Origin of the sequence: Leptospira ilyithenensis (assembly GCF_004771005.1) — a bacterium.
Classification (GTDB): Bacteria; Spirochaetota; Leptospiria; order Leptospirales; family Leptospiraceae; genus Leptospira_A; species Leptospira_A ilyithenensis.
This window is the reverse complement of record NZ_RQHV01000061.1, coordinates 687,031-712,074: the sequence shown is the minus strand read 5'-3', so window position 1 is coordinate 712,074 and position 25,044 is coordinate 687,031. Positions and strand designations below refer to the sequence as shown.

The window sequence follows — 25,044 nt, the reverse complement described above, 5'->3', positions numbered from 1 at the left end:
CACTTGTTAAAAGAAGTTTTACCGCTTCCTTTTTGAAATCGGGACTATATTGTTTTCTACTTTTCATTGCAACCTTCCTTGTTCTAAAGTTGCCTATTTCGGTGTCCACTTTTTTGGGGGAAGGTCAGTTCCTCATGTTAGAAGAGAAAGGGAATTACTAAAGACGAAATGAATATCGATCCCCGCGAGAGGGCTTGGTCGCATAATGCGACCGAAGCGAACGCGGAGCCAAGAGCAGCCTGACAACGTTTAGGTGGTTCGACCAAAGAATTTTCAGACCAATATTTCAAACACTCATAATGGATGGTATTTCGGAGTTTACGTTCTTTTTAGGAATAGCTTCCTGGCTGATCGTATCTTTTCCGGGAGTGACTCCGAAAAAACGTTTATACTCCCGATTGAATTGTGAAGGGCTTTCGTAGCCTACCCGCAATGCCGCATTATAGGTATTAATTCCTTCTTGGGTCATGAGTATACGTGCCTTGTGGAGTCTTACATTCTTGATATATTGGATTGGTGATACGTTTGTTACCGACTTAAAGCTTGCATGGAATGTAGACACGCTCATTCCCGCATCCGCTGCAAGTGACTTTACATCCAGCGGATCATTGAAAGATTCATGAATCCGATTGAGTGCGCGTGAAATTTTAAAGAAACGTCTGTTACGATAGGCGAGGGCTTGGAGGGCTCTTCCCTGTTTCGTGCATAACACCCGATAGATGATCTCTCTCACAATCATAGGACCGAGGATACGTTCATCTCTGGAAGAGGAAATTGCTTCCAATAGTCGTATCGTAATATCGGTGAGCTCTTCAGTAAGAGGAGCGGAATATATACCCTTAAAAAGGGATTCTTCGTGAGAATGGGAATCATCCATCTCGAGTAGAATTTCACCCACAGAAGACGGATCAACTGAGATATACAGTCCAAGAATCGGTTCTTCAGGACTCGTTACTATCGTTTCGCATTCGATTGGCAGTGGTACGGAAAGTACAAGATAATTCAACGGATCATAGGTATAGATCTCGTCTCCTAAAAAGATTCTCTTTTTCCCTTGGGCCAGGATGAGGATGCCAGCTTCGTAAGCTTTTTGTGTTCGGGGGGATGAATGATTGATACGAAATAATTTCACTCCCTTCGATGTGAAAGGAACAATACGTTCCTCCGGGACAAGGCGCTCCAAGAGTTCCACTAGCTTCCACCTTTTCGTTTCGCTGATCATTTCTGGCATATAGTTCTCCTTTTCTCCGAAAATTCCCCTACCTGTTTGAAAGTATGCATATTTTTCTTATAAATCGTAGAAATAGGCAAGAATAAATAGAATCGGATATTGATAAACACGAATGAAGAGATTATTGTAAATACATCTGACAAGATCGGCTATGAACAATTCGGCTGCTTTTGCAGATTTGGAGAAATAAAAGATGACAATAAAAGTACTTGGTTATGCGGCAAAATCACCTACTGTGCCTTTGGCACCCTATCAATTTGATCGTCGGGCGACTCGCACGGATGATGTGGAAATCGAGATTCTTTATTGCGGGGTATGTCATTCCGATTTGCACCAAGCTCGTAATGATTGGGGTGGCAGTGTTTATCCGATGGTTCCCGGCCATGAAATCATCGGTCGCGTTTTAAGTGTCGGTTCAAAAGTAACTCGCTTCAAAGCCGGCGACCGAGTCGGTGTGGGTTGCATGGTTGATTCTTGCAGGCATTGTTCCGCGTGCAAGCGAGGACTCGAACAGTATTGCGAACAATTACCAACATACACTTATAATGCGGTGGATCGCCACGATGGTATGTCTACCCAAGGCGGTTATTCCGAGAAAATCATAGTTTCCGATGCGTTCGTTGTGAAAATTCCGGATGGTCTCGATCTGAAAGGGGCGGCCCCTTTATTATGCGCAGGTATTACCACATGGTCTCCTTTGGTCCACTGGAAAGTTCGCAAAAGTAGTAAGGTTGCTGTGATTGGTCTAGGCGGTCTGGGTCATATGGCTATCAAATTTGCCAAGGCATTGGGTGCAGATGTAACTTTGTTCACACGCACACCCGGAAAGGAAGCAGATGCTAAACGGTTGGGTGCAGATAAAATCGTTCTTTCAACTAACGCCGAACAAATGTCCGGCGTGGCAAATCAGTTTGATTTAATCATCGATACTGTCCCGAGCATTCATGATTTGAACCCGTATCTTCCGACGCTTTCTCTCGACGGAACATTGGTGTTAGTTGGTTACCTGGGAGGACTCGAGCCAGTATTGAATACTGTGCCTTTGATCTTGGCGCGTAAATCTGTAGCGGGCTCTGTCATTGGAGGAATTGCAGAAACGCAAGAGATGTTGGATTTTTGCGGCAAACACGGAATTACTTCCGATGTCGAAGTGATCCCCATTCAGAATATTAATGATGCATACGAACGAATGCTTAAAAGCGATGTAAAGTATCGTTTCGTAATCGATATCGCTTCTTTGAAGAACGGATAAATCACCACTTTGTAAAAGATAAAATATAAGGGATTTAGTATGAAAAAACGTGTTTTAGGAAAAAGCGGATTAGAAGTTTCGGCAATCGGATTCGGAGCCATGGGAATGAGTTTCGGTTATGGTCCGCCGAAAGATAAGAACGAGATGATTCCCATTCTTCGCAAAGCGGTCGAAGAAGGAGTGACATTCTTCGATACTGCGGAAGTCTATGGCCCATTCATTAATGAAGAGCTTGTAGGCGAAGCGCTTGCTCCCTTTCGTGGAAAGGTTGTGATCGCGACAAAGTTCGGCTTTAAACCGGATGTAGGCGGAAAATGGACTGAACTCGATAGTCGTCCGGAACATATCAAAGAGGTTGCAGAAGCATCATTGAAACGACTAGGTGTCGATGCAATCGATCTCTTCTATCAGCACCGTGTTGACCCACAGGTACCTATTGAAGATGTAGCCGGTGCGGTGGGGGAACTTATCCGTGAAGGTAAGGTCAAACACTTCGGTCTTTCCGAGGCTGGTGTTAAAACAATCCGTCGCGCTCATGCAGTCCAACCGGTGGCCGCCTTACAAAGCGAATACTCTCTTTGGTGGAGAGAACCCGAAGAAGAAATCATTCCTACTCTTGAGGAACTAGGAATCGGATTCGTTCCATTTAGCCCGCTCGGAAAGGGATTTCTAACAGGTAAGATCGCAACTCAAACCAAATTCGATAGCACCGACTTCCGAAGCATCGTTCCGCGCTTTCAAACGGAAAATCTTGAAGCGAATCAGGAGTTCGTCGATATCTTGGAAAAAGTAGCAAAAGAAAAAAATGCAACGTCCGGACAGATTGCACTTGCTTGGCTGCTTGCTCGGAAGCCATGGATTGTTCCCATCCCTGGTACAACAAAATTAGAGCGCATGAAAGAAAACAGTAAGGCCGCGCAAATTGTTCTGAATGAAACGGATCTTAGCGAAATCGAAACTGCTGCATCGGAGATTACTGCAAAAGGCGAACGTTACCCCGAACACTTGCAGAAAAAAATAGATCGTTGAGATGCTGATGAAAGGAGATTGTATGAATAGCTCAATGAATAATTATGAAAAAAGAAAATCCGGATCCAAGATGGACAGGCGTCGATTTTATTTTGTTTCAACATTATCTATAGTAACCTCTTTGTTGCTGATGGTATCATCACCAACAAACAATGTATCTGCGCAAACTGAAATAAAAACCACAAAACCTCTTCGCATTGGAATTATCGGTGCAGGGTGGTTGGGCGGAACTGTCGGCAGGCTTTTGGTTCAGGCAGGCCATGAGGTGATGTTTTCTTCCCGCCATCCGGAGAATCACCTTTCTATGGTGCGCGAACTAGGTGCACGCGCGTTTGCTGGTAATCCACGCCAGGCGGCGGAATTCGGAACAGTTCTTGTTTTTGCTGTACCTTATGATGCACTTCCGGAGCTAGGTAAAGCACTTAAAGACGTGTTATACGGTAAGATCGTTCTGGATGCTTGTAATCCCTCTGGCGGAAACGAAAACGCTCTGACTCGTGAGGCAAACACTAAAGGCGTTGCTCAAACTTCCGTTAAATATTTAGCAGGAACTCGCCTTGTAAGGGCGTTTAGTGCAGTTGATGCGACCGCCATTGAGGCTTCTTCCAAACGGCAAACTGCCAAACTGGGTATTCCTTTGGCAGGAAATGATACGGAAGCTGTTCGGATCGCCGCGCAATTGGTAAGAGATGTCGGAAGCGAGCCTGTAGTTGTGGGAAATTTAGAGTCTGCTACTAGTTTTCAACGAGGTGGGCCGGGTTTTCGAGCGAATACGACTGCTCCCGAGCTTCGTCGTTTGCTTGGTCTATCCGATGGAAAGTAGAAAATTTTTAAATAACAAACGTTAGACTGAATAGATTGGGAAAACCAAAACGTGAAAAAGGTAATCATTCTCGGTGCAAGTGGTAATATCGCAAAACATGTCATTGATATTCTAATTAAAAAGAATGACGTCGACTTGACCCTGTTTTTGCGTAGTGCCAAACGGTTGGCAAATAAAGATATTTCCAAGTCTCATGTCCTCGAAGGCGACGTTTTGGATTTTAAGAAACTGAAAGATGCCATATCGGGAAAGGATATTGTTTATGCGAATCTTAGCGGTGATCTCGAGGCAATGGCAAAAAACATAGTGAGAGCCATGGAAGAGACCGGAGTTAAAAAGATTATCTTTATCAGTTCGATAGGAATCTACGACCTTCCTTTAAAGCCTGTTTTAAAAACGTATAGAAAGGCTGCCGATGTGATAGAAGCGTCTAATGTTGAATATACTATTTTGAGGCCGACCTGGTTTACGAATACGGAGGAAGTCGATTTTGAAACGACTCGCAAAGGTGAACCGGAGAAGGGGTCTGTTATTTCCGTAAAAAGTCTTGCAACATTTATTTCAAAGGTTATAGAATCGCCTGAAAATTACGTTCGTGAAAATCTTGGCATAAATAAGCCGAATTCTTAAAGAAACTTACAAAATATTTAAGAATTCCAAGTCTGAGATTTTTTTCATCGCATTTATAAAAAGATTTTAAGATTGCCTTGGAATGGAAGCCAAATCAGAAATAGCATAATGAGCATTTTATATAAAATCATTAATGTTGTTTTCGCTCTTCTATTCTTTACATCGGCTGCCCTGCAATACAATGATCCTGATCCGATTCATTGGATTTTTATCTATGGGTTAGCTGCCGTGTTGTGCAGTCTTGCCGTTGCCGGCAAGTTTTTCCCGCCTCTCGTTTATATTTCATTAGGTGCCGTGCTATTGCAGCTTTTAATCCTTTCCGATGGCGCGCTCCACTGGTATCAGGAAGGAACAGAAAATATGTTGAGTACACCAATGTCTAAAGATAAACCTTATATAGAAGAGATTCGGGAGTTTTTCGGGGCATTGATCGTGCTTGGATCGGATTTGTTTTTACTTTATTATAAGAATATATGGGAGAAAAGAAAAAAATCTTAAAAGCTTTCGGCGTTTTTTATTTTAATATTTATCAATATACTCATTATCTAATATATCTTGGAAGATTACTACGGAAGTCGCCGATCTGTATGTCTTCTGATTCTTGTTTTACTTTGTAATAAAAGATTCTTCCATTTTTTAAACGCGTGATATATTTCATATAACAGAACAAAGTTTCGGGGGTTCGCCCATGTACCCGCATTTTGGCTACAATACAAACCGATTCGGCTACACTCTTTTTTTTCTAAAGATTGACTTTTGCAATCCGCTTAAAACAGAATTACAACATGAAAACAATTTTTATCACAGGCGCGTCAGCGGGTTTAGGCAAGGCCACCGCAAAATTATTTCAAAAGAATGGCTGGAGAGTCATCGCCACTATGCGTACACCTGAAAAGGAAACGGAACTTTCACAGTTGGAAAATGTTATCCTGTTGCCTCTGGATGTTACCGATTCCAAACTCATCAATGCTACTATGCGTAAGGCGACTGAGTTCGGAGAAGTCGATGTAGTATTCAATAATGCAGGATACGGATTGATAGGTGCTTTGGAATCATGCACCGACGATCAAATCAACGCGCAGATTGATACGAACCTAACGGGTGTACTAAGGGTAACCAAAGCTTTTATTCCTTATTTCAAACGGAAAGGGAACGGTTTGTTTATTACAACTACCTCCGTATGTGGTTTTTCTTCCAATCCGCTTTCGTCCGTTTATAATGCTACAAAATGGGCCTTGGAAGGATGGAGTGAAAGCATTTCATATGATTTGGCACAATTCAATATAGGCATCAAAACGGTAGCGCCGGGAGGTATTAAAAGCAATTATATGAATGTAATGCAGGTGGCGATAGACAAGGAATATGAAAGTTTGATGAATAAAATGAGCGTATTGTTTGCAGACGGAACATTAATGGAATTTACAGAAGCTGAGAAGATCGCCGAAGTCGTTTATGAAGCTGCGACGGACGGTAAAGACCAATTGCGCTATTTTGCGGGAGATGATGCTGTCCGAATCAATGAAGCCAGATTGAAAGAAGGTTCGGAAGTATACAGAAGGCGACTTGCAAAAATGTTTGCGCGGGAAGCGAAGGATCATAATAATCTTGTTAGTTGAAAATAACATTTATTTTGGATTTTTTGTAAATTAGCAGATATGAAAAAAGAAACGAATCGACCCGGCATTTTCAATTCCGTATCCGAGTTGCATGAGGCATTGGGCTTACCAAAACCGTTACACCCGATGGTAAGCTTGGTCGATTACTCTATGATAAAGACACCGTCGGAAAAGTTACCGACTTCCTTGATTCTTAATTTCTATAAAATATCCTATAAGAAAAAACTACATGGCAAAATAAAATACGGTCAAAGCTATTATGATTTTGATGAAGGAGGAATGTCTTTCGTTTCTCCCAATCAGTTGATTTCAGGCGCCGAAGAAGATAAGGATTATGCGGGTTATACGTTGCTTTTTCATCCTGATTTCATAAGAAGTCATACATTGGGAAAGAATATTAAAAACTACGGTTTTTTTTCTTACTCAGTCAATGAAGCTTTGCATCTTTCCGAAAAAGAAAAACAAACTATAGTTTCTGTTTTTGAAAATATTGGACAGGAATTAACCGCAACAATAGACGAATTCAGTCAAGATCTGATCATTTCGCATATTGAAGTACTCTTGAATTATAGTAATCGTTTTTATAAAAGACAGTTTATCACCCGGAAATCAGCAGGTAATGATTTACTGGAAAAGTTGGAAAGTCTATTAGATGATTATTTTAATGATGGAACTGCATTGGCGAAGGGCATGCCCAATGTTCGATATATCGCAAAACAACTCGATCTATCCCCAAGATATTTGAGTGATATGCTCCGTTCTTTAACAGGACAGAACGCACAACTGCACATACATAATAAAATGATTGAAAAGGCAAAAGAAATACTATCTACTGGCAATTTATCCGTAGCAAAAGTTGCTTATCAACTGGGCTTTGAACATCCGCAATCCTTCAATAAAATATTCAAACGAAAAACCAAACTGACCCCGATTGAATTCAAACAATCATTGAATTAAAAACAAACCTGACATTGTTTAATGTTGTTTATTAACAATTGTTAATAAACACACTTTATCTTTTTTTTCCCACCCAACGGGATGGACCCGGTCCCAAACGTCCCATACGGTCTCCGGGGTTTGCCAGCTTGCAATGGAATAAAGAAAGACAACCGCAACCGATGCATTGGGAAAGTCCTCGTTTTAGTCTCTCCAGCTCCGAGATTTTCTCTTCGATTCTGGCTGTCCATGTTCTGGATAATTTGGACCAGTCTTGTCCGCTCGGAGTGTGATCAATTGGTAATTTTGCGACTTCATCCGCAATTTCATCCAGAGACAAACCTACCTTTTGAGCAAATACGATAAATGCGATGCGGCGGAGTACGTGCCTTGGATAATTTCTATGACCGGAACCGGCCCGTAGGGAAGTGATGAGCCCCCTTTCTTCATAGAAGCGCAATGCTGATGAAGCCACTCCGCTTCGTTTGGAAACCTGTCCGATCGTAAGAAATTCTTCCATGTCCGAAGGGAAAAATTTTAAAAATATAATGTCAAGTTAACTTTAACTTTAACTTTTGGAAATTGTTTTAAACTACCGAAATTTTTTTGAAAATTTTTGTAAAAAAAACAAATTGAGGGCTTTACTTCAAGTGGACTTTAAGTTGTAGAATATTTGAAACAAAATATTGTTCGGGAGCGATTTGATGTTATTAAAATATGTGAATACCGACTCTCCCCTGAGGCTAGGGGTGGTTCTAGAAAAGACCGGGGGTCTCGGAGAAGCAGCTCTTCGTTGGTTCATGAGCAAAGCCGGTTCCGATCACCGTTTTAAGCTCGATCTGATCGACTTACTCGATTTTTCATTTCCTTCCGGGCAGGGGAAATCAAAATGGGAGCCGGCGCCATTGGCACAAAGGATTGCCTCTGCCGATGCGTTTGTAGTAATCACACCAGAACCTAATTATGGTTATCCGGAACTTTTAAAGCTTGCCATTGATTCCATAAAGGACGAATGGAATTCCAAACCGATGGGATTTGTTTCTTACGGCGGGAAATCAGATGATTCCAGGACGATAGAAGAGCTACGAATATTATTTTCTGAACTGAGGGTTGCTGCAATCAGGGATTCTATCAGTTTTTCTTTTTCTGATATTCAAATCCCCGATCTTGAGAAAGAAACCTATTTGGAAAATGCCGCTAAATCATTGTTAAGTGAACTGGACTGGTGGGGGAACTCTTTTCGAAACGCCCGAATGGGCATTCCCTATCCGGTTCTTAAGTATTGATATATCAAAGGAAATTACATGAATACAAAATTTACAAAATATCAAATTTTCGTGATTGCCCTCTTGGCTTTTTTGCAATTTACGATTGTTTTGGACTTTATGATCCTTTCACCTCTAGGTGTTCAGGTTCTGGAACAGCTTAAGATTTCCACTGCGCAATTCGGAATGGTAGTATCCGCTTATGCGTTCAGTGCCGGTGCAGCAGGTATTCTTGCCGCAGGATTTGCCGACCGTTTTGACAGGAAAAAGTTGCTTCTGTTCTTTTACGCCGGATTTGTCTTAGGGACAGTGTTATGCGGGATTGCACCTACTTATACAGCCTTGCTCATTGCCCGAATCATCACGGGTATTTTCGGGGGAGTCATCGCATCAATTAGTTTTGCAATCATTGCCGATCTTTTTCCTTTGGAAATGCGGGGAAGGGTGATGGGCTTTGTCATGACTGCATTTGCGGCAAGCCAGGTATTCGGACTTCCCTTGGGAGTTTACATTTCAAATATATGGGGATGGCAAGCTCCTTTTCTAATGATTGCAGGAGTGAGTGTGAGTGTTGGCCTCGTTGCATTGTATTATTTAAAGCCGATCACTTCGCATCTGGAAGGGGCGGGCGAAAAACGAGCATTAAAGCATTTGTTGAATACCGTGCGTAACCCGAGTTATCTCCCCGGATTTTTGGCTACCACCTTGCTTGCTACCGGCGGGTTTATGCTGATGCCGTTCGGTAGCGCATTCACGGTTCATAATATGGGAATTCCTTTGGAAAAACTTCCTTTGATTTATATGATCACAGGTATTACTTCCATCATCGCGGGGCCTCTGATCGGTAGATTGAGCGACACAATAGGAAAATACCCGATGTTTGTAATCGCATCCCTTGTTGCAACTTGTATCATTATCTATTACACAAGAATGGGAATCAGCCCTGTATGGTTTGTAATCATTATTAACTGCCTTTTGTTTGTGTCCATTACCGGTAGAATGATTTCTGCAAATGCATTGACTTCTGCAGTCCCTGAGATAAAGGACCGGGGTGCCTATATGGCAATCAGTTCTTCATTACAACAGTTGTCAGGTGGAGTCGCTGCTACTGCAGCCGGTTTGATTGTAATACAAACTCCCAACGGCTATCTTGAGGGTTATGAAAACTTGGGTTATGTTGTTGGTCTCGCTATCCTGATAACGGTTATCATCATGAGTCGTGTGAATCTTTTGGTGAACAAAAAGAAAGCGGCTAAATCTATGGAAGTCCAAATGGAATTTTAAAAAAGGCAACTTCTCGGTTGTTATGTTGTCATTCACCTGACACATTTTATTGCATTCGAATATCTAAAGGTTTCTTTGCTTACTATTTAAGCAAAAATCGTTTTGGCTTTTTACCGGTGGGTTCAAATCTATCGGAGAATTTCCTGTTTTTTTCGAAAGACTTCATTAAATTATTGATGAATTAGGAATCACTTATATACAAAAGTCAAAGCAGGAACCTACAGTATGTTGTTTTATTGGAAATTGCATCGTTTGTTACCAAGACTTTCCATTCTTTCCCTACTGACAGGTTTATCGTTTAATTGCTGGTGTTGTTAGTTCCATCGTAGGAGTTGACTCAGGTAGCTGGAGGTATCAGCTTCCCCGGGGAATACAGTACAAGGTTATGCTTTTGTTTATCTGACAAATCCCGAAACAGGAATTCCTTCGAGTCTACCTGATTCTATTTTAACTGACGGACTGGCAAACGGTACTTTCTTCGGAGATGGGATTGGATCCGGGGACTTCAATGGGGACGGATTTCCGGATCTGTTAGTAGGCACTACTTTGGGATCTTCCGGAAAAGGAAATGTTTATTTGTTTCCAAACCCTGGCTTGGGCGGGATTGCAAGTGCTGATTTGAGCTCCGGCGGAAGCACTGCAACCGTGTTAACTGGCGTTAGTCCATTGACGAACTTTGCACAGATGTCGGGACTTTTTGATATCAATGGTGATGGTTATTCGGATTCTCTCGTTTCCGCGCCTGTAGCAAATAAAATTTATTATTATAAAAGTACAAAAGATTCCGGTCCGGGCAACTTGGATCTGAGTTCGGGAGGAACTTCTACATCGGTTCTTACCACTTCCGTGGGTCAATCCCTTGGCAATTCCATCGCACACTGAAAATCTCCGCCGAGATACCTTATCCGGTGTCCCGGTGGTAAATATATATTAGGTAGTTAGATGCTATTTGATCTTTATTCTTCGTTATTCATCAAAAGCACCTAAAAATTTCCATTTGCCCGTCTTGTCTTTTTCATACCGCAAAACTCCTCTTAGGTTTACTGCTTCTCCTGTTTTACGATCGTACCAACGTTCGGAAGAAAGATTTGCCAGAAGGGAAAAATGAAATAGGCGGGTTGTTGTTTCCGAGGATTTGGAATTTTGAAAAACCCAACCTACATATTCCCTATGGTACCTTCCTTCCTGAGCATGGTGTACGTAATTTCTTACATCTTCCTTCAGTTTAGCTTTCGCTGAAAAAAGAATAAAAAGAAATTCGGCGGTTCCATCGAATGATTTCTGATAAGCTGTTTCCCGATTGATCACTTTAAATTCTTCCAGATTTGCAAACTGGGAAATCCCGTTTTCCAGATCTTTCCTTGCATCCTTGTCTCTGATCTCAGTTCCGCAATGAAACACCAGAATCGGTATGCACACAACCACCAGTATCTTTGAAAATGATTTGAGTTTCATAATAATCCCCGCTACTAGTGTTTCCCCGGATTCAGGGGAGAATTTCTTCTTTCGTACACAATGTACGCTTCCAAAGCGATCATCTTCGGATCGTCATATGCAAGAGGTTTGCCTTGCAGCGGATTTTGAATGCACCAATTGATCATTTCTCGTAAAGTGGATACTTTCCCTATTTGTTTTTGGAACTTAGGGTATGTTTCCGGATGAGTGTTGGTTGCATTCGGATGACACATTGCGCATTGAACCGTATTACCGCCTAGCTCCGGGCCGTGGAACAATGCTTCGCCTTTGGAAACGGTTTCCATAAAGGCAGTATTCCATTTCGCCTCGTTGGATTTGTCCCAATCATCACCAAGCAATACACAGGTGAATGCCAGCACTGTTATCAGGTTGGAAACCAACAACCATATTCTTTTTTGTTTAAAGATGAATCTCAAAAGTTCTTTCATATAAAACTCCTAATCAACTTGCATTGTTCCATATCTCTTACGGCAGTTAATAATGTGTTTGGGGAAGGATCCTGGATTCGGGTAATTGGTATTCCGAATCAATCGGATGTCCCGCCTTATCATCGTATTTCACAACACGGTCCTTGTTTTCCCAAAGTTTATAATGCATCTCTTCCCGTCCGTTTTCCATATTTACAAAAGCCCAACCGGTACCGTCTCTCTCGTGAAAAGGATCCTGCCTGTTCATAAATACAGTCATCTTCGGAATATAATTCTTATCTCTTTGGTAACTTTCAGGATAAGGCCAAGGCCATGCGGTGGACATCAATGCATAGAAACTGATATTCTTGATTTGATTGTACAACACCTGATGCACATGTCCGTGAAAAACTGTAACATTATCGAAGCGGCTGAGTTCCGATTGTACTTTTTCCGCATCATCCGTCCAAAAATTCCAAGGTTGGTAAATTTTATAAAGAGGAGAATGGGAAAGAATCACAAGAGGAGTTTTGCTGTTTATCTTTTCCAGATCTTTCTTTAACCAGGAAATCTGTTCGTCTCCCACCATAAACGGAGAGCCTTGCGGATTGTCCAATCTTGCCATTTGGTTCATTCTTTCTTCCGGTGTTTTCCATTTTTGAATCCAAGGCTCGTAAGTAAGAATGCTATTCAATACCGTGAAGTGGACACCTTTGTGATCGAAAGAATATTGTAATTTGCTGATCTTATCCTCCCAATACTTTCCCAAATCAAGATAATAATCGTGTTCTCCTATCACGAATTTGACCGGAACATTCAGTTTTGAGAGCAGTTCCATTCCATGATCCAATTCTTCTCTTTTGCCCAGTTGCGCCAAATCTCCACCGAACACAACAAAGTCCGGTCTGGGAAACAATAAATTCACCGTTTCTATTGCTTTCTTCAGACCGCTATCAAAGTTTCTCACGAACGAAGTTCCTTTAATATGCGTTAAGTGTGGATCGGAAATAAAAGCAAACGTAAAACCTTCGTTTGACGCTCCTTTTTCTCTTCCTCCTCCGCATGCAATCTCCACAAGACTGATCGGAAGTACGGACGCAGCCAGAAGTCCTCCCGCTCCGCGTAGAAAGTCGCTTCTCTTCAATTTTCCTTCTTTCATTGATTCATCTCCTTGGCGAAATTAAGATCTATTTATTGTTTGGTGACGGTAATCCAGGTAATTTCGAACTGGTCAATGTTTTGAGAAAAGCGACCAGATCGGATTTTTCTGCGGAACTGAGCCCCAGAGGCCTGATTCCACTACTTAAGAAAGGATTTTCTTCTCCTCCCTTGTCGTACAATTCGATGACTTGTTCCAAAGTGTTTAAACTTCCGTCATGCATATAAGGTGCAGTGAGAGTTATATTTCTGAGACCGGGCGTTTTGAAAGCGCCCAAGTCTTCAGTGTTTCCTGTGATTGCAAATCTGCCCAGCTCAGAACTTTCCACGTTCGTTAGAATTTCTTCATCGGTTTTTTTCGATCCCGATTTTTTTGCCTTGGCAGTTTCTTCTAAGATGATCTGCAAACGGGGTTGGATTTTTTTAAAGCCGACTCCCAGATTGTGAAATTTATCATCAACGAAAACCGCACTCGTATCACCGATTGTATGACAATCCTGGCAACGTCCTTTTCCCAGATAAACGGCAAGTCCGCGGATGGCTGCAGCGGAAATTGCATTTGCATCTTTTCCATAACGATAACGATCGAAAGGCGAATCACCGGAAATGATCGTTCTTTCGAAAGCAGCGATAGCTTTCGAAACATGATCAATCGTAATCCCGTTCGCATCGGCAGAGAAAACATTTTTGAATTTTGTCAGATATACCGAATCGGAACGAACTACTTTTAATAAATCTTCATGACTGGAAAGTCCGTGTTCTACGGGATTTAATAAAGGATCTTTGGATTGTCCTTCCAGATCAGGTCTTCTTCCGTCCCAAAATTGAGTTTTGAGATAGACCGCATTCAGGACAGTAGGCGCATTTCTTGTACCTGTTAGTTTTCGGATTCCTTTGGAGACTTTGAGTCCGTCGGTAAATGCTTTGTCCGGTTTATGACAAGTAGCGCAGGAAACTGTACCATCGGAACTAAAGCGGGTATCGTTGTACAGTTTTGCACCAAGTTCTATTTTTTCCTTTGAGGGAGGATTGTCCTTAGGGAAAGGGATGTCAGGCAGACCTAGAATTCCACTGGGAATATAAGAAAAGTCATTCTCTCCTTTCGGAGTCTCCTTGCCGGTCTTATCTTCTTTGCATCCGAAGAAAATCAGAAATATGAGGAGTAGTCCGAATGAAGTATAGACTATCATCCATCTAGAAAATTTCTTGAGTGAACTCATGGAAACCCTCTCTATACAAATCTCTTATTAAAGAGTTAGAATAAATCTAATTCTAAAATGAGTCAATACCTGAAATGGGATAGATCTGTTTTGCTTTTTTAGGAATAATTTGAAAAACGTTCGCTTTAACGGAAAAATTGGCGGTAATTTTTCGATATATTAGAAATTACTAATTAAGCTAGAGATTTGGATTGATCAAAAATTTGAAAAATACTCATTATCCTGGATTTTTTTTTCAGTAAAAAATAATTTTAATTTTTGATTTTTTTTTTCAAAAAAACCGTCTTTATGGTTTTTTTAAGTCAGGTAAGGTGTTCGCATTGGAGCTGAAAACCTAACATTGTTCTTTTATTACAAAGAATAGACCGTCAGTTTGAGGTTCTGACTCGGATTTTGCTTTTGAATTTGTTTCGTAAATGAGATCCGTACATAAAAAAAGTAGGTAGAAAGATTTCTACCTACTTCATTTTCACCTATGGAAAGGTTTTATATTTCTTTGGGGTGTTTGATATAGTGTAGTGCTAACCAAACCGTTCCAAAGACAACACCTGCATATGCCAGTATCGCTGGGAGCAGGAATGCGATTGGCGCTATTTTATCCGCCGTAATTCTAGTGGCTTCTCCCACTAGCATAAACAAACCGCCAAGTCCTATCAGATGATAGTGGACTATCGCTTCTTTCGATACTTTTGCAAATCGGGCAAAAACAGGAACCGCTAACAAAGCTAACGCAAAAATTGTTATAGCATTCATTTTTGGTCACCTCCTCTTTTGTACATTAGACGGGAGTTTTGTGTTGAAAAGTTCTCAAAAAAAGCATAAAAGTAGCAAATTTATGTCATTAGTTTGGCGGATTTTCTTAAAGCTGTTTTGACTGTCAATGCAAATCGATTACCGCACACCGATCAGCCGCAATTCTTCCTTTCCGACTGGCCCATGGGATCGGAAGAATTTAATTTAATCTTTCTTTTAGGATTTTTGAAACTTCCTGTCTGCAACTTCCACACCCGCTTCCAGCACCTGTAGCGGAAATAATTCCTTCCAGGGTGACTACTCCTTTTGTAATTTCTTCTTCTATGTTTCCTTTTCCCACGCTATTGCAAGAGCAAACTAAAGCACCTTTCGGTGGTTTTGCGTTGGTTCCTCCGGTAAGAAGTTTGTTTCTTTTTTCACCTAACTCCGTTCCGTTGGAGATGAGTGATTTGTATTCTACGAATTCCGCCTTGTCTCCGATGAGAATCGCCGCAACCAATTTGTCTCCCTTGATGATGCATTTTTTATAACGTCTTCTCTTCCTGTCTAAAAATACCACTTCTTCGTATTCATCCGTTAGATTTTCAAAAGGAATATTGGGAAGACGAAGCGATACAAGTTCAAGGCCGGGAATTTTCAATAAGTTGGAATGTAAGGAACCGGAATATGTTTTGAATTTATAACCGAAGATGTGCCATGCGGCCACTTCCGATTGTTCTTCTGCGGCAAGTACCGTTCCGTAAACTCCGCTTGTATGTTCCGCTACTTCCCCGATTGCATAGATGTCAGGATCTTTCGTTTGGAGAAATTCATTTACTTTGATTCCTTCTCCCAGATCCAATCCCAGACCGTTTGCCAAAAAGATATTGGGGCTAGTTCCCATTGCATAAACGATCCCGTCCGGGTATAATTTTTTTCCATCCTTTAGTTCTACATGAGTGACTCTTCCGAACCCGCTGACTTTTGAAATTTCCGAATTGAATAAGATTTCTATATCTCTTTTTTCAATTTCTTCCTTTAGAATATCCGCTGCGATCTTATCCAATTGTTTGGACATCAACCTGTCTGTTCTAACGAGAACTGTCACTTTCACTCCGAGTGATTTGAGTGCTGCGGCAAGTTCCAATCCGAGTAGTCCTCCTCCAACAATCAATGCATGAGAGTCAGGCACAAAAAAACCTCTAATCTTATCTGCGTCCGATTTTGCCCTTAAGCTGAATACGCCCACCATACCCGGCGCGATGTATTTCGGAATTTGAGGAGAACTTCCTGTAGCAAGTATTAGTTTATTATAAGAATGTAAAACTCCATGGGAATCTCTGACTTTTTTCGCTTCAGGCAAAATCTCCGTAACGGAAGTGGATGTGAGAAGCTCTATATTCCATGATTGTACTTCTTCCGAATTTGCACTCGACAATTCATGAAATTCTTTTTCTCCGCTGATAAAGTCGGGAAGGAGTATCCTGTTATAAAGAGGGTTTTCTTCCTTGCATATGACCGCGATGTCATCATCTGGCGCAAGTGTTTTGTAATGTTTGATAAATGCATGCGTGCTGTTTCCTCCTCCTATGATGATTATCTTTTCTTTTTCCTTTACATAGGTTTTGACTTGCACTGCGGAAATTTTAAAACCAGGCTGTTTTGAATACGGATCAAAGCTGGAACTTGTTAGGTTGTTGGCTCTGGATTCGTCGTTTTTATTTTTTTTGCCCCAATGCATCGGCAAAAAGACTGTGCCCTGTTTGATTGAATCCGTAATCTTCGCCTTTGCCCGTATCATTCCCCTTTGGTTCGAAATTTCTACTATGGAATTGTCTTCTATCGAACATAGTTTTGCATCGTTCGGATGGATTTCCAGATAAGGTTCCGATTTGTGTTCCATGAGTTTACGAACCTTGCCGGTCCTGGTCATTGTATGCCATTGGTCACGAATCCGGCCTGTGGTAAGTAGGAAGGGATAGTCTTCCGTCGGTTTTTCGGAAGTATCTTCCGGGGAAACATTGGAAATTTTGGCTCTGCCATTCGGTCTGTAAAATATATTGTCTGAAAATAATCGGGGAGTACCTCCGTGACCTTTGTAAGGGTAAGGCCATTGGACGGAGCGACTTTTTTTCAGGATCGAATAATCCAAACCGCTGATATCGATTTTGGTTCCTTTGGTGAGCCTGCAATGTTCCAGGAAAATATCCTCTTCCGTTTGGTAAGCGAAAGAGGAACCGTATCCCATTTTATCGGCAAACTTTTTAATGATCCACGTATCGGCTAACGCCTCACCGGGAGGATCAATCACTTGGGTCAGATAAGTGATCCTCCTGTCGGAGTTGGTCATGGTCCCTTGTTTTTCCGCCCAACCGGCAGCAGGCAGAACCACATCCGCATAAGGAATAGCACCTGAATTTTGGGAAATATCCTGGACCACAACGAGTTCAGCGGAACGTAAACCGAGTTCTACCGCCTTCGCATCAGGCATACTCGTTGTAGGATTTGTACAGATGATCCAAACTGCTTTCATTTTTCCGGAACGAAGATTTTCAAACATTTCTACGGCACTGAATCCCGGTTTGCTTTGCAGTTCATTCACTCCCCAGAAGTCAGCGACTTCCTGCCTGTGCGCAGGATTGTTTAAGTCTCTGTGCGCAGGAAGCAGATTGCACAAACCTCCTACCTCTCTTCCTCCCATTGCATTGGGTTGGCCTGTGAGAGAGAAGGGACCTGATCCGGGTTTGCCGATTTTTCCCGTCAGAAGCGAAAGATTGAGTAGCGCCAAATTCTTGTTAACCCCGATTACGCTCTGGTTCAAACCCATCGCCCATAGAGATAAAAATCCTTTGGACTTTCCAATGTACTCCGCAGCGAGATATATATCTTTCGTTTCGATTCCGCAAATGGCGGCCGAGGATTGCAGATCATAACTTAAAATGGAAGCTTTTAATTCTTCATAACCTTCTGTATGTAAGTCGATGAAATTCCGATCGATCCAATCATTCTCTATTAATATCTTTGCGATTGCATGAAATAAATAAATATCCGTGCCCGGATTGATCTGAAGATGCAAGTCCGCTTCTTCGCAAGAATCCGTTCTTCTGGGATCTACAACTATGATCTTTACATCAGGATTGTTTTTTTTATGAGCTTCGATCCTTCTGAATAGAATGGGGTGACACCACGCAGGATTTGCCCCTGCAATTAAAAAACAATCCGCAAGTTCTATGTCTTCGTAGGATATAGGTACACTATCTTCTCCCAGAGCCATCTTGTAACCTACAACGGCGGAACTCATGCATAGTCTTGAATTTGTATCTATATTATTGCTTCCGATAAAACCTTTGATTAATTTGTTTATAATATAATATTCTTCCGTTAAAAGTTGCCCCGATACGTAAAAACCTACGGAGTCCGGTCCGTGCGTTTGGATGATTTTTTTAAATTTGTCGGCAATCGTATCCAGCGCCCTATCCCAGCTTGTACGAGTCAGAGGAAGGTCTCTCGATTTTCTGACGGAAGGATAAAGAATCCTGTCGGTTTTATCCATCACCGTATAATGAAGGTTCATTCCTTTCGAACAGAGTAAACCTTTGTTGGCGGGGTGTTCCTTATCCCCTTCGATGGAAATTTCATTTTGGCCCGTTTTGTGTATGCTGACTCCGCAACCTACACCACAATAGGAACAAGTAGATAGATGTGTTTCTGTTGTAAGCACACATACAGCCAGCAATTATTATGCCAATTGCTGAAATATTGATAAAAATGCTTATTCCCATAGTAAAATGAAGTTAAATTGTTCCATACTATGGAAGAAAAAAGGGTCTGTTTTTTGTTTTATCAAAATCTGCTTATTAATTAAGCAAATTTATTAAAAAATGGTCCAAGTCTACTTTCAAATAGGCAATGAATTCTAAGATCGTAGCTTTTTTCAGCCCCAAAGACAGTTTAATTTTATTTATTTTTTAAGCAAATTTTCTATTTTATGGAATAATTTTGCCCATTTTGGCAATTTCATCGTTATAATCGTTTTATTTTTGAACTATCTGCCTGAGTTAGGTACACTTCGTGCATATTGTAGGAAGGATAGAAGTATAACTTCTTTCCTAGACAACTAAGGATTCTTAGTGGAGATGCAAAATGAACAAACGTAAGTTAATTGTCATTGGAAATGGTATGGTGGGACACCGTTTCTGCGAAAAATTAGTGGAATTCGGTGGAACTGATAAATTTGAAATCACAGTACTCGGTGAAGAACCCAGACGAGCTTACGATCGTGTCCACTTGTCCGAATACTTTACGGATAAATCCGCCGAAGCGCTTTATCTTTGTTCCCCTGACTGGTACCGCACCAACGGAATCAAACTTTTGTTATCTGAGCCTGCCGTATCGATCGATACGATCAAAAGAAAACTGGTTACCAATTTAGGAACCGAACTTTTATTCGATGAGTTGATTTTTGCAACAGGATCTTCTCCTTTTGTTCCTCCTCTCGAAGGATTGGATAAGGAGGGGAGTCTTCGTATATAGAACCATCGAAGATTTGGAACAAACACTGGAATACAGTAAAAAAATCAAAAAAGCAGCGGTCCTCGGCGGGGGATTATTGGGACTAGAGGCTGCAAAAGCACTTGTTGATCTGGGAAAAGATACTCATGTTGTGGAATTTGCTCCGAGACTTATGCCGAGACAATTGGATGAAGGAGGCGCTTCTATTTTAAAATCGAAAATCGAAGAGATAGGAGTCGAGATTCATTTAAATAAACAAACAGAAAAAGTGTTAGGCGATGAAAAAATAGAAGGATTCAAATTCAAAGACGGTGGTAGTCTAACATTTGATATGTTGATTGTTTCTGCGGGGATTCGTCCTCGGGATGAATTGGCAAAACAAGCAGGTATTGCCGTTGGAGAAAGAGGGGGCATTATTGTCGATGACAGTATGGGTACGAATGTCTACGGAGTGTATGCTATCGGCGAAGTGGCGCTTCATCGCAATTTTATTTACGGACTCGTTGCTCCCGGATATGAAATGGCAGATACATTGGCATTCAATCTATGCAGCCCGGGAAGCAAACCCAAAACCTATGTAGGATCCGATCTATCCACCAAATTGAAACTGATAGGAGTGGAAGTCGCATCTTTCGGAGATGCACTTGGTCAATCGGAACATATTCCGATCGTATTCAAAAATCCGAGAAGCGGTGTCTATAAAAAATTAGTCATCTCCACTGACGGTAAGTATTTGTTAGGTGGAATTCTTGTCGGAGACGCGAAAGCCTACGGCAATCTATTGTCTTTTTACTTAAACAAAATGGAGCTTCCGGAAGAACCTGAAACATTGATTGTAGGTTCCGTTTCTTCGGAAAATCTTTTCGGAGCGGATTCTCTCCCCGATGAAGCAAAAATCTGTTCCTGCAATAATGTTTCAAAAGGTGATATTCTATCCGCCATCAGAGACAAGGAATGTTACGATATCGCCAGCTTGAAAAACTGTTCCAAAGCAGGTTCCGGTTGCGGTGGTTGTTTACCGCAAGTGAATTCGATTCTTAAGACCGAACTGAAAACGCAAGGCAAAGTGGTTACGGAACATCTTTGCGAACATTTTAAATATTCCCGCAAAGAACTATTTCAAGTTGTGAAAGTGAAATCATTGAAAACATTTCCGGATGTGATTCGGGAAGTGGGACGTGGAAACGGATGTGAAGTTTGCAAACCCGCAGTGGCTTCCATGCTCGCGAGCCTCTGGAACGAACCGATTCTAAAACACAGAGAGATCCAAGACACCAATGATAAGTATCTGGCCAATATCCAAAGAGGGGGAACGTATTCCGTTATTCCTCGGATTCCCGGAGGAGAGATCACTCCGGACAAACTCATTGCCATAGGAGATGTTGCTAAAAAATACAACCTCTATTGCAAGATCACCGGAGGGCAGCGAATTGATTTGTTAGGTGCCCGAATTGATCAACTTCCTTCCATTTGGAAGGATCTGTTGGAATACGGGTTTGAAAGCGGACACGCTTACGGCAAGGCAATGCGAACTGTAAAAAGTTGTGTTGGTTCCACATGGTGTAGATTCGGAGTTCAGGACAGCACTTCGTTTGCCATCAAGTTGGAAGAAAGATACAGAGGAATCCGCGCTCCACATAAGTTGAAGTGCGGTGTGTCAGGATGTATCCGGGAATGTGCGGAAGCACGCGGAAAAGATTTCGGAATCATCGCAACGGAAAGAGGTTGGAATCTTTATATCGGCGGAAACGGTGGGGTAAATCCGAAACACGCACTCTTATTCGCGGAAGACCTGGATGAAGCGACCTGTATCAAGTATATCGACCGTTATATGATGTATTATATCAGAACTGCTGACAAATTGATGAGAACTTCCACATGGCTGGAACAGTTGGAAGGAGGAATCGATTACCTCAAAGACGTTGTGATTAACGATCGTCTGGGGATCAATTCCCAGTTGGAAGAAGAGATGAATATGCTTGTGGGTACTTATCTTTGCGAATGGAAAGACGTAGTGGAAGATCCTGAAAAACAAAAGAAATTCAAGCACTTTATAAACAGTTCCGAAACGGATTCCAATATCAAGTTCATCGAAGAAAGAGGCCAGATCCGACCTGTGGATTGGGCGGAAAAGGATTTAGTGCAAACTAAGTAGGAGATAAATATGTCATCAACCGTTAAGGAAAAATTTAAATTTTTTATAGGTCCTGTTTCTGAATTTTCAGCGGAGGGCGGAGTGTCTGCAAAAGTAGGAGATAGGCAAGTAGCGATTTTCTTTTTTGAATCCAGAAACGAATGGTATGCATGCGATAACGCATGCCCCCATACAGGCGATATGGTTTTAGCCAGAGGATTTCTGGGAGATGCAGGAGGGGAACCGAAAGTGGTTTGTCCTCTTCACAAAAGAAATTTTTCTCTTACAAGCGGAGAATGCCTCAGCGGAGAAAATTACAAAGTGGCAACCTATCCGGTGCTAGTTGAAAGCGGATCTGTTTATCTGGAATTGGATTTTCCCACTCCGAAAGATGTAGATAAAGCCGGTTAAAGATTATGATTTCCTCCAAAAATTCAAATAGAGCTGGCGCAGTGTATTTGGTCGGAGCAGGTCCGGGAGACCCGGAACTACTTACTGTCAAAGCATTGAAAATTCTGCGAAAAGCGGACATTGTGTTCTATGATGATTTGGTTTCTCCCAGGATTTTAGGTGTATGCAGAAAGAAAGCGGAACTTGTCTACGTAGGAAAAAGACTCGGGCAACATAGCTGTTTGCAGGAAGACATCAACTCCAGATTGTTTCAGGCCGCAAGCGAACACAAGATAGTTGCCCGTTTGAAGGGAGGAGATCCTTCCGTATTCGGAAGAGTGGGAGAGGAATATTCTTCCTTACTTGCAAACGGAATCCAATGTGAAATTATCGCAGGGATTACCACTGCATCGGGAGTTGCATCCTCTCTCGGTTTCCCATTGACACATAGGGATTATGCAAGGGAGATTTTGTTTCTTTCCGGTCATAAGAAGGACGGAGCGAATACGGATAGTTTTCGAAACCTAAACTGTATCGGCAAAACATTGGTAGTCTATATGGGTTTGAATTCCCTGGATACGATTGTCTCCGAACTCTTGGAATCGGGAAATTCGGAAACAACAAAGATCGCAATCATTCAAAACGCAACACTTAGCTCGGAAAGAGTTTTTATCGGCAATTTGGAAAATATCCAAACGATTGTAGAAGAAAACCAAGTGAAATCCCCGGCACTTCTTGTAGTCGGAGAGATCGTCGGATTTTATTCCGAAATGGAAAAACTGAAAAATAGCTTCTCAGAGATTCCCCAAACCCTATAAGGGATAGGGATGAATGATATCACAGGAAAAAGAAAAAGCCTTCGTTTCGCAGAAGCGGAAGGTTTTGTACATTGCAGCGCGGAAACGATCCTAAGGGTCAAGGAAAACAATCTTCCCAAAGGAGATTTGTTCGGAGTCGCAAAAGCAGCGGCACTTCTCGGTTCCAAAAAAACCTCGGAGCTCATCCCTCATTGTCATCCGGTTCCCATTGATTTTTTTTCCATAAGCTTTGAAATTTTAGAAGATAAGAATACGATCCGTATCCTTACACAAGCCAAGTCCATAGGCAAAACGGGAATTGAAATGGAAGCACTTACCGGTGTGAGTGTTGCCGCTCTTGTCATTTATGATTTGTTGAAACCGATCGATAAAAATTTGGAAATATTATCTGTTCGCCTTTTGGAAAAGAAAGGTGGCAAATCCGATTCACAGATTGCAAAATTTGCAAGTGGCTCCAAGGCAGCCATACTCGTTTGTTCTGATTCCTGTTATGCGGGAAAAAAGGAAGACGGTTCAGGAAAGGCGATTGGTGAACTACTTTTGGAGCAAGGGGTCGAAGTTTTAGAACTGAAAATCGTTCCGGATGAGCCTGACGAAATTCGCAAAACCATCTTAAGTTGGTGTGAAAAAAAAGTCGACCTCATCGTCACTACCGGAGGAACAGGGCTCGGTCCTAGAGACAATACAACGGACACGGTAAAGTCTCTATTGGATCAGGAGATTCCAGGTATTGCAGAAGTTATGCGGTCTTTCGGGCAGGATAGAACTCCTTTTGCCATGTTGTCCCGTTCCGTTGGAGGAAGAATCGGAAAGTCATTGATTGTTTCCGTTCCGGGAAGTACGAATGGAGCAAGAGAAAGTATGATTGCTATTTTGCCGGCGATATTCCATGCAAAAAAAATGATGAGGGGAGAAGGGCATTGATTTCCTATTCCGAGGGTCTCGCAAAAATACTCTCTTATGCAAAACAATTTTCTTTTGAATCCGTTCCTTTAAAACTTTCCAATAACAGAGTTTTGGCGGAAGAGGTTCGGGCGGACAGGGATTATCCGCCGTTTAACAGATCTGCTATGGACGGGTTTACCATTTCCTCTTCGGATTACTCTGAGAATAAAATCTATCATTATCGTAGGGAATTGCCCGCAGGTAGCAGTTTTCAGCTGGAAAAAGGAGAAGAGGCGATTCGGATCATGACGGGTGCGCCCGTTCCTATCGGGCTTGATGTTGTGATCAAGATAGAAGACTCTCTTCTTTCGGAAGAAGATAACAATGGCAAAAGGGTTTCCTTCTCTTTGGAGAGTGTAAGACCCTGGCAGAACATCGCTAAAAAAGGAGAAGATTTGCATGAGGGAGATACCGTATTGTTGCCCGGCCATACTCTCGGAACTTCTGAAATTTCCATGCTTGCTTCCCTTGGAAAAAGTTTTGTTTCCGTTGCGGTACTTCCTAAGGTTCAAATTATTTCTACTGGGAATGAAATACTATCGATTGATCAGACTCCTTTGGACTGGCAGATTCGGGATTCCAATTCCTATACTATTTCTTCCATTCTCTCCAAATACAAAATCATTCCCGAGTCGGTGAAAAATATTCCTGATGAAGAAACATTATTAACGGAAGCGATCGCAAAAGGACTTGAATCCGATATTTTGATTTTGTCAGGAGGAGTTTCTATGGGAAGTTTGGACTTAGTTCCCTCCATTTTGCAAAAGTTAGGTGTTGGTCTTGTTTTTCATAAGGTGCAGATCAAACCGGGCAAACCCATTTGGTTCGGAAAACGAGGGAACACGATCGTATTCGGAATGCCGGGAAATCCTTTCAGTGTTCAAACTTGCAGTCGCATTTTTTTGGAGCCTTTCCTTCGGGCCAGTATGGGGCAAAAGCAAAATCCCGTTATGCGATTGCCGATCTCGGGAACCAGAAACAAAAAAGGATCTTTTACGGAATTCTTTCCCGTTCGTTTGGATACTAAAGACAAGACTTATCTTTCCACCGTTCCCTTTAACGGAAGCGGCGATATTCGGGCAGGGCTTTTTTCCGATGGTTTGGCAGTTCATCCGAGTGATTCGGTGCAAATCCGGGAAGGAGATTGGGTAGAATTTTTGCCCTGGTAAATTGCCAATCGCTCTGT

Annotated in this window: 22 protein-coding genes and 1 pseudogene; 15 read left to right on the top strand and 8 right to left on the bottom strand. The window is 41.9% G+C overall.

The window, feature by feature from the left end:
- Positions 1-286: 286 nt before the first annotated feature.
- Positions 287-1,231, bottom strand: a complete 945-nt coding sequence (locus EHS11_RS16640; RefSeq protein ID WP_135765474.1) for an AraC family transcriptional regulator — start codon at positions 1,229-1,231, stop codon at positions 287-289.
- A gap of 193 nt (positions 1,232-1,424) precedes the next feature.
- On the opposite strand from EHS11_RS16640, the gene EHS11_RS16635 reads away from it, so the two are divergent.
- The 7 genes from EHS11_RS16635 to EHS11_RS16605 all read left to right on the top strand — a co-directional run bounded on the left by EHS11_RS16635 (position 1,425) and on the right by EHS11_RS16605 (position 7,538).
- Positions 1,425-2,483, top strand: a complete 1,059-nt coding sequence (locus EHS11_RS16635) for an NAD(P)-dependent alcohol dehydrogenase (RefSeq protein WP_135765473.1) — start codon at positions 1,425-1,427, stop codon at positions 2,481-2,483.
- Positions 2,484-2,522: 39 nt separating this feature from the next.
- Positions 2,523-3,512, top strand: coding sequence for an aldo/keto reductase (locus tag EHS11_RS16630; RefSeq protein ID WP_135765472.1), 990 nt, complete (start codon positions 2,523-2,525; stop codon positions 3,510-3,512).
- A gap of 22 nt (positions 3,513-3,534) precedes the next feature.
- The gene (locus EHS11_RS16625) at positions 3,535-4,335 is read left to right on the top strand and encodes an NADPH-dependent F420 reductase (RefSeq protein ID WP_210413704.1); all 801 of its coding nucleotides are present in this window, start codon (positions 3,535-3,537) and stop codon (positions 4,333-4,335) included.
- 51 nt (positions 4,336-4,386) lie between these two features.
- Positions 4,387-4,965 (top strand): NAD(P)H-binding protein, encoded by a 579-nt coding sequence (locus EHS11_RS16620; RefSeq protein ID WP_135765471.1) that lies wholly within the window; start codon positions 4,387-4,389, stop codon positions 4,963-4,965.
- Between the two features lie 108 nt (positions 4,966-5,073).
- Positions 5,074-5,463, top strand: coding sequence for a transmembrane 220 family protein (locus EHS11_RS16615; protein ID WP_135765470.1), 390 nt, complete (start codon positions 5,074-5,076; stop codon positions 5,461-5,463).
- 287 nt (positions 5,464-5,750) lie between these two features.
- The gene (locus EHS11_RS16610; RefSeq protein ID WP_135765469.1) at positions 5,751-6,581 is read left to right on the top strand and encodes an SDR family oxidoreductase; all 831 of its coding nucleotides are present in this window, start codon (positions 5,751-5,753) and stop codon (positions 6,579-6,581) included.
- Between the two features lie 39 nt (positions 6,582-6,620).
- Entirely contained in the window at positions 6,621-7,538 is a 918-nt protein-coding gene (locus EHS11_RS16605) for a helix-turn-helix domain-containing protein (protein ID WP_135765468.1), read from the top strand.
- 55 nt (positions 7,539-7,593) lie between these two features.
- Here EHS11_RS16605 and soxR read toward each other — a convergent pair whose 3' ends face one another.
- The gene (gene soxR, locus EHS11_RS16600; protein ID WP_135765467.1) at positions 7,594-8,037 is read right to left on the bottom strand and encodes a redox-sensitive transcriptional activator SoxR; all 444 of its coding nucleotides are present in this window, start codon (positions 8,035-8,037) and stop codon (positions 7,594-7,596) included.
- Between the two features lie 184 nt (positions 8,038-8,221).
- Here soxR and EHS11_RS16595 point away from each other — a divergent pair, with 184 nt between their 5' ends.
- The 3 genes from EHS11_RS16595 to EHS11_RS20215 all read left to right on the top strand — a co-directional run bounded on the left by EHS11_RS16595 (position 8,222) and on the right by EHS11_RS20215 (position 10,948).
- Entirely contained in the window at positions 8,222-8,803 is a 582-nt protein-coding gene (locus EHS11_RS16595; RefSeq protein WP_135765466.1) for an NADPH-dependent FMN reductase, read from the top strand.
- Between the two features lie 18 nt (positions 8,804-8,821).
- Entirely contained in the window at positions 8,822-10,066 is a 1,245-nt protein-coding gene (locus tag EHS11_RS16590; protein WP_135765465.1) for an MFS transporter, read from the top strand.
- A gap of 345 nt (positions 10,067-10,411) precedes the next feature.
- Positions 10,412-10,948: an FG-GAP-like repeat-containing protein gene (locus EHS11_RS20215; protein ID WP_135765464.1), complete on the top strand. Its 537-nt coding sequence runs from the start codon at positions 10,412-10,414 to the stop codon at positions 10,946-10,948.
- 84 nt (positions 10,949-11,032) lie between these two features.
- Here EHS11_RS20215 and EHS11_RS16580 read toward each other — a convergent pair whose 3' ends face one another.
- The 6 genes from EHS11_RS16580 to EHS11_RS16555 form a co-directional block, all read right to left on the bottom strand.
- Positions 11,033-11,521 carry a hypothetical protein gene (locus EHS11_RS16580; RefSeq protein ID WP_135765463.1) on the bottom strand — a complete coding sequence of 163 codons (489 nt, stop codon included), beginning with the start codon at positions 11,519-11,521 and terminating at the stop codon, positions 11,033-11,035.
- 14 nt (positions 11,522-11,535) lie between these two features.
- On the bottom strand, positions 11,536-11,970 hold the full coding sequence (locus tag EHS11_RS16575) for a cytochrome C (protein WP_135765462.1): 435 nt from the start codon (positions 11,968-11,970) through the stop codon (positions 11,536-11,538).
- A gap of 46 nt (positions 11,971-12,016) precedes the next feature.
- Positions 12,017-13,108, bottom strand: coding sequence for a metallophosphoesterase family protein (locus tag EHS11_RS16570; RefSeq protein ID WP_135765461.1), 1,092 nt, complete (start codon positions 13,106-13,108; stop codon positions 12,017-12,019).
- 28 nt (positions 13,109-13,136) lie between these two features.
- Positions 13,137-14,327 carry a cytochrome-c peroxidase gene (locus EHS11_RS16565; RefSeq protein ID WP_246047974.1) on the bottom strand — a complete coding sequence of 397 codons (1,191 nt, stop codon included), beginning with the start codon at positions 14,325-14,327 and terminating at the stop codon, positions 13,137-13,139.
- A 486-nt stretch (positions 14,328-14,813) separates the two neighbouring features.
- On the bottom strand, positions 14,814-15,080 hold the full coding sequence (locus tag EHS11_RS16560) for an LIC10816 family protein (RefSeq protein WP_135765460.1): 267 nt from the start codon (positions 15,078-15,080) through the stop codon (positions 14,814-14,816).
- A gap of 199 nt (positions 15,081-15,279) precedes the next feature.
- On the bottom strand, positions 15,280-18,780 hold the full coding sequence (locus tag EHS11_RS16555) for a nitrate reductase (RefSeq protein ID WP_135765459.1): 3,501 nt from the start codon (positions 18,778-18,780) through the stop codon (positions 15,280-15,282).
- Positions 18,781-19,202: 422 nt separating this feature from the next.
- On the opposite strand from EHS11_RS16555, the pseudogene nirB reads away from it, so the two are divergent.
- The 5 genes and pseudogenes from nirB (at position 19,203) to EHS11_RS16530 (ending at position 25,027) form a co-directional block, all read left to right on the top strand.
- Positions 19,203-21,726, top strand: a pseudogene (gene nirB, locus EHS11_RS16550) (nitrite reductase large subunit NirB).
- A gap of 9 nt (positions 21,727-21,735) precedes the next feature.
- Positions 21,736-22,116, top strand: coding sequence for a nitrite reductase small subunit NirD (gene nirD, locus EHS11_RS16545; protein WP_135765458.1), 381 nt, complete (start codon positions 21,736-21,738; stop codon positions 22,114-22,116).
- 5 nt (positions 22,117-22,121) lie between these two features.
- Positions 22,122-22,913 carry a uroporphyrinogen-III C-methyltransferase gene (gene cobA, locus EHS11_RS16540; RefSeq protein ID WP_135765457.1) on the top strand — a complete coding sequence of 264 codons (792 nt, stop codon included), beginning with the start codon at positions 22,122-22,124 and terminating at the stop codon, positions 22,911-22,913.
- A 9-nt stretch (positions 22,914-22,922) separates the two neighbouring features.
- The gene (moaCB, locus tag EHS11_RS16535) at positions 22,923-23,837 is read left to right on the top strand and encodes a bifunctional molybdenum cofactor biosynthesis protein MoaC/MoaB (protein ID WP_135765456.1); all 915 of its coding nucleotides are present in this window, start codon (positions 22,923-22,925) and stop codon (positions 23,835-23,837) included.
- A complete protein-coding gene (locus tag EHS11_RS16530) occupies positions 23,834-25,027 on the top strand; it encodes a molybdopterin molybdotransferase MoeA (protein WP_135765455.1) in 1,194 nt (397 codons plus the stop codon). The genes moaCB and EHS11_RS16530 overlap by 4 nt, the downstream gene beginning before the upstream one ends.
- Positions 25,028-25,044: the final 17 nt, after the last annotated feature.